The following is a 4,649-nucleotide window of genomic DNA, read 5'->3' on the forward strand; positions in this document are numbered from 1 at the left end:
CCCAGAGAAACCAGATATAAACGAGCAGTTGGAACAAGCTGCTTAAACATGATTAGGCGACAACTACCTTGAAAAACGCCGCTGGATGGCCACTTAAACTTGTCTTTTTCCAGGCGCTTGTACCAAAGGGCGAAGCCTGTGTTATCCCAGTAGAGTACCTTCATTTTGTCGCGCTGTTTGTTGGTAAACAAGAACAGCGCTCCTGAGTCTAAAGACAGATCGGTTTCGGATTCGACCAGCGCTGCCAGGCCGTTGATGGATTTGCGGAAGTCAACGAACTCACGGTACAGGTAAATGGCAGGAGGACTGATTAACCCTTTCATGACTGGAGAGCGCCAATAAGCTCTGCCAGATAACCCACAGGTGTACCTTGCGGAATGCTTAGCTCGATTTCATTGATACTGAGCGTCATATTTGCCAGGGCGGGTTTGGTGAACTGGTAGTGCGTTGTCTGCTCAACCACTTCTGCACGAACAAACCCGCTTTGATGGCTTTCATTGGATAGTTGCAGCGAACGCCGTTTAGCAAAGAAGGTTGAAGGGCTGAGATTGTTCTGTCGGCAGAACTCTCTTTGGGTCAGGGAGCTGTTTTCGTATTGCCGAAATATTGCCAGCCATTCCTGGTCGCTACGTCGATTGGCCATGATCTTGTCTCCTCATGTGTCGGAATTAAGATCATAAAAGGCTCATCATCCTATTTGAATGTGGGGTTTATGGGGCGGATACAAACAGACTGCTGACAGGTGCTGAAACAGGCTTTTCTTCTGAAAAGCCTGTGCCCCAAGATTTCTTAGGGCAAAGACTCTTATATTGTGTTATCGATGATTTTCTTTAGAAAGTTCATCCTAAATCACTACAGCCTTATTTGGCGGATGTATCTTTTATTTGATCATTGATCATACCACCGCTTTGTGAATCGGATGGTGGCAGTTTATACGCGACCTTCTTTTAGCCTCTGACATAGTGTTTTAAGATTCACCATAGATTGTGGAAGCTTATTGTCGTTCCCCATCAGCCAAATGTCCTCAGCCAAGTCAACGCATTTAGAGTACAAGGTATGATTAGGGATGCTTTTCCAACGTTTTCTTTTGTCTAGGGTTATGGTTACGCTATCGTCAGACTCAATATGCAGACCAACGTGTAGCTTTCGTTTACCATAAAGGATTGAAAGGTATACAGTGCCGTCTATCCCATTCTTACGTGAAACCTCTTCTGCTAGAGGTAAGAAAATACCTTTCTCTTTACCTTTATCGCTTGAGTTCGGTGATGCGTGTTTGAACCAAATAACTGCATCTGACTCACTGTAATGAGAATCAGGTTTAAATGTTTGCTTAGTATTTTCGTATTCACTATCTAGTAGTCCTTGTTGAACTACGTAGTTCTCGCACTGTTGCATAAATGCGGTTAACCATTGTGCTTTTACTGTTGGCAAAGATAGCTCTATGTCTTTTAACATCGAGAGGTGTTCAGCGCGGTCAATGGAGTTGTCACAATTAATAAAGTCAATAAGAGTGTTCACTTTGCTCTTGTCCTTTTTAAGATAGCGATTAAGGGCTGTTTGATAATCTGTGATAAACGGACGCATTTGGTCTTGTTTGTCGAGGGCTTCAAGGATCAATTCAAGCCAATCGCAAATATGATGGTGATAATGGAGATTTAAGTATCGACAAACAGGTTCTTTGGATTGCCCATCATGAACCCAGCCAAAACCGTCTTTCTCGACAATGTCGTAATCTCCCCGACTAGACTTGCTAGGTCTAGTTTTGTTGTTGCTCAGATAGATAAAAGTTAGCTGACTTGCAGATATGTCGCTATCTAGCTCATCTCGCGCCCAATCTATGTACCTCGCCATTTGCTTTCCCTGGTCTTTAGCATTGAGTTTATTTTCGATAATCCAATACTGCTGGCCGTCCGATGCTAGAATATCAATGAAGCCTTTTTTTAGGTGGTTATCTAATTTTCCTGTAGCAACTTCAAGCTGCACCTCAACTTTGTTAGGCTCAAATTTTTGTAGTTCACTTGGTAACAAAGTAAGTAACAACTCTGTGAAAAAGCCTTGTTTGTAGTGTTGTCCTCGACTGTTAAGCAAAGAAGCTATAAAGCGTGAGTGTAAGCGAGTTTCGTCATGTACTTTTAACACAGTACCGAGCAAGCAATAGTCATTAATACCTTGAACAATGAGATTTTGCCGCCTTTGCTGATAGTTTTGATAAGACAAGAAAAGTGTATCCCAGCTAGACGTGGTGGGCTTAAAAATTTGGGTCTCGGTTTCCATCTTGATCCTAGTTGTTTCTTGGAATGTAGAATTTGGTCATGTATAGGGTTAGACAATAAAAAATCGGTCTATATTTTCAGTATTATTTCATTATCTATAATCAAGTTTGAATATACTGTTATTTCTTCATAAAGAAGGTGTCTATTTCTTGACTAATCACTCTTTACATATAGTTGCTCATTGAATCACTTAAGCGCTTTATTACTGATTTTCTGAGATTATATGGAGACTCACAAACCACATCTTGGCTAAACTTGAGTATCCAACTTATCAAGTCGTAGGTGGGGTAACATGAAAAAGTCACTTTCCACCATGTATCATCGTACTGTTCCAAAACTTGATCTTGCGCCAACTTATTGTGTGTCACGACATCTAATGCGTAACCCTTCACCTTTAGTACAATCTCCTCAACTTTGTCTCCAAGTAGCCAGCCAGTCGGATTTTTCGCAAAGTAGTCTTCAATGGAAAACGACGTTGGTGTAGTTATGTCCAAATACACCTTCTCTGCACATGAAATCCTGTGGAATAAAAAAAGTTGAGGCGTTTCAGGAGTTATATCTTTCGTCGCCACTAAGTAGTGACTTTGATCTCTTATTATCAAACCTAGTGGGTTAAGGATATAGTCTTTGATTCGGTCTGAACTATCTGATTGATATGAAATTTTTATTTGCTCTTCATTGAGGACGCAATCATAGATTACCCCTCTATGCTCCTCATCGATGTGATGTTCATCATAGATTAGTGGGTAACTATCAGAAACGACATATACCTTGCTTTTCCAGTTTGAGAACAAGTGCTTTGATGACAATTTGGCATCGGCTTTGTTAAACCATTCTTCCAGCTTGTCAGACATATTTAGTGGAACAGCCTTACGAAGAAGTTTTTGCGATAGCACAAGAAGGAACGCTTCGGATGCAGGTACAAGATCTATTACATCTGACTTTTTGATAGCTCTAAACCAACGTCTTAGACCAAACTCGTCATCTTTGAAATCCAATGCTGCCCAATCAGCAAGTTTTTCAAGATCTCTTTGAACAGTTCTTTTGGAAATCTCATACCCTTCATCAAGTAAAGCTTGATGGATAGCTGCAGTTGTTAAGCCTCGTTGAGGGTAAACAGGTATGCGATCAACCATAACTAAGTTTCTTAAAATAGCACTCTTCCTTCTGCGCTCTTGAACTACGTCGCTCATATTGTGGCCTAACTCTGTTGATTTATTCATATTATTTAGCATGTTAGGTAATGTTACGTCGACATGCGTCACGTAATGTCGCACCCACACGCATCAATGAGACATTAGATGTCGTTCAAGTCGCTATCCTGAATGCTAATGAAAGCATCGGTGATTATGTGACATGAAAACAAGAGAGCAAATTGTCTTAGAAATACTCGATATCTATCCAAAGCTAACGGATGCCAAAGGCTTCATTTTCTTTGGCAGCCTTCAAGAAAAGCCACCCTACGAAATGGCGACCTATTGTAGTTGGCGTCTATCCCATGAGGAAGCTGCTGAATATCGAATAGCTAGGAAAGCGATTGTCGATTTTTTAGATTCATTGCTGGAAAACATTAGAGTACTGTCGCCTCGACCTCATGGGTATTTAAAGGTTGATAGCTCAGGAATTTCTTTACATTGGGTGACAAAAGATATTGTAGATACGATGTTGGATAATATAGAAAAGGTGTCAAAACTTGACTGCTATAGAATAGCTACTTCGCATACACGTCGTATAGCGACGTGACATTAGATGACGCAATTACCTCTACTCTGGTTGCTTCAGGTAGAATAGAGGAAATAAACGCATGCTCGAATCCCAAGAAAGATCATTCAAGCACATAAACAATTGGACATCTGAGTCGATCAAGAAATTCGCAAATCGACTAGCCATTATACTGGCAATAACAGAAGATCTGCGTCACAAGTATAAATCAAACAGTAGTAAATCTGTTGGTTATGATGTCGAGTGCGATCCTATCCGAATACATTGCTTGAACAAACGCGGAGAGTGGATTGGAATTAGTAACTGTCTCTCTTACAGGAAGTCTACCCTTGATATATTTGCCAATGAAGATTGGGATGACCTCCACCGAGATCGAGGTTGTCCTACCTTTTACCCTCTTCATGATCTTGAATCGCACTGGAGATATCCAATATTCAGAGGCGGTCTTCATTTTGAACCCCTTGATATTAATGAGCTGCAACTTCACGTGACCGTTAGGCGGCAAGCTTTTTTCCCCTTCTCACCACATTCAGAGTACTCAGTTTTTTTGAATCAACTACTGGAAGCAGAGCATTGTAAGCGCTCCATGATCACCACATTCAAATAACCCTACAGTGCACTTATCATCATATTTCCCTTAATGAATCGGAGATA

Annotated in this window: 5 protein-coding genes; 1 reads left to right on the top strand and 4 read right to left on the bottom strand. The window is 41.0% G+C overall.

From position 1 onward, the window contains the following. The 4 genes from tnpB to BIT28_RS00320 form a co-directional block, all read right to left on the bottom strand. A partial coding sequence (tnpB, locus tag BIT28_RS00305; protein WP_139310411.1) for an IS66 family insertion sequence element accessory protein TnpB occupies positions 1 to 323 on the bottom strand: 323 nt, incomplete at its 3' end. Continuing rightward, positions 320 to 643: an IS66 family insertion sequence element accessory protein TnpA gene (gene tnpA / locus BIT28_RS00310; RefSeq protein ID WP_075761649.1), complete on the bottom strand. Its 324-nt coding sequence runs from the start codon at positions 641 to 643 to the stop codon at positions 320 to 322. The genes tnpB and tnpA, both read right to left, overlap by 4 nt. Before the next feature lie 287 nt (positions 644 to 930). Next, a complete protein-coding gene (locus BIT28_RS00315) occupies positions 931 to 2,274 on the bottom strand; it encodes a PD-(D/E)XK nuclease family protein (RefSeq protein ID WP_075761650.1) in 1,344 nt (447 codons plus the stop codon). A 163-nt stretch (positions 2,275 to 2,437) separates the two neighbouring features. Further along, the gene (locus BIT28_RS00320) at positions 2,438 to 3,496 is read right to left on the bottom strand and encodes a helix-turn-helix transcriptional regulator (protein WP_175577467.1); all 1,059 of its coding nucleotides are present in this window, start codon (positions 3,494 to 3,496) and stop codon (positions 2,438 to 2,440) included. A gap of 133 nt (positions 3,497 to 3,629) precedes the next feature. On the opposite strand from BIT28_RS00320, the gene BIT28_RS00325 reads away from it, so the two are divergent. Next, positions 3,630 to 4,016: a hypothetical protein gene (locus tag BIT28_RS00325; RefSeq protein WP_075761652.1), complete on the top strand. Its 387-nt coding sequence runs from the start codon at positions 3,630 to 3,632 to the stop codon at positions 4,014 to 4,016. Positions 4,017 to 4,649: the final 633 nt, after the last annotated feature.

The sequence above is a fragment of the Photobacterium proteolyticum genome, from assembly GCF_001939735.1.
GTDB lineage: Bacteria > Pseudomonadota > Gammaproteobacteria > Enterobacterales > Vibrionaceae > Photobacterium > Photobacterium proteolyticum.

Excerpts from the sequence above, each read along its gene's own strand:
- tnpA (WP_075761649.1), bottom strand. The coding sequence starts at position 643 with ATGGCCAATCGACGTAGCGACCAGGAATGGCTGGCAATATTTCGGCAA.
- BIT28_RS00315 (WP_075761650.1), bottom strand. The coding sequence starts at position 2,274 with ATGGAAACCGAGACCCAAATTTTTAAGCCCACCACGTCTAGCTGGGAT.
- BIT28_RS00320 (WP_175577467.1), bottom strand. The coding sequence starts at position 3,496 with ATGAATAAATCAACAGAGTTAGGCCACAATATGAGCGACGTAGTTCAA.
- BIT28_RS00325 (WP_075761652.1), top strand. The coding sequence starts at position 3,630 with ATGAAAACAAGAGAGCAAATTGTCTTAGAAATACTCGATATCTATCCA.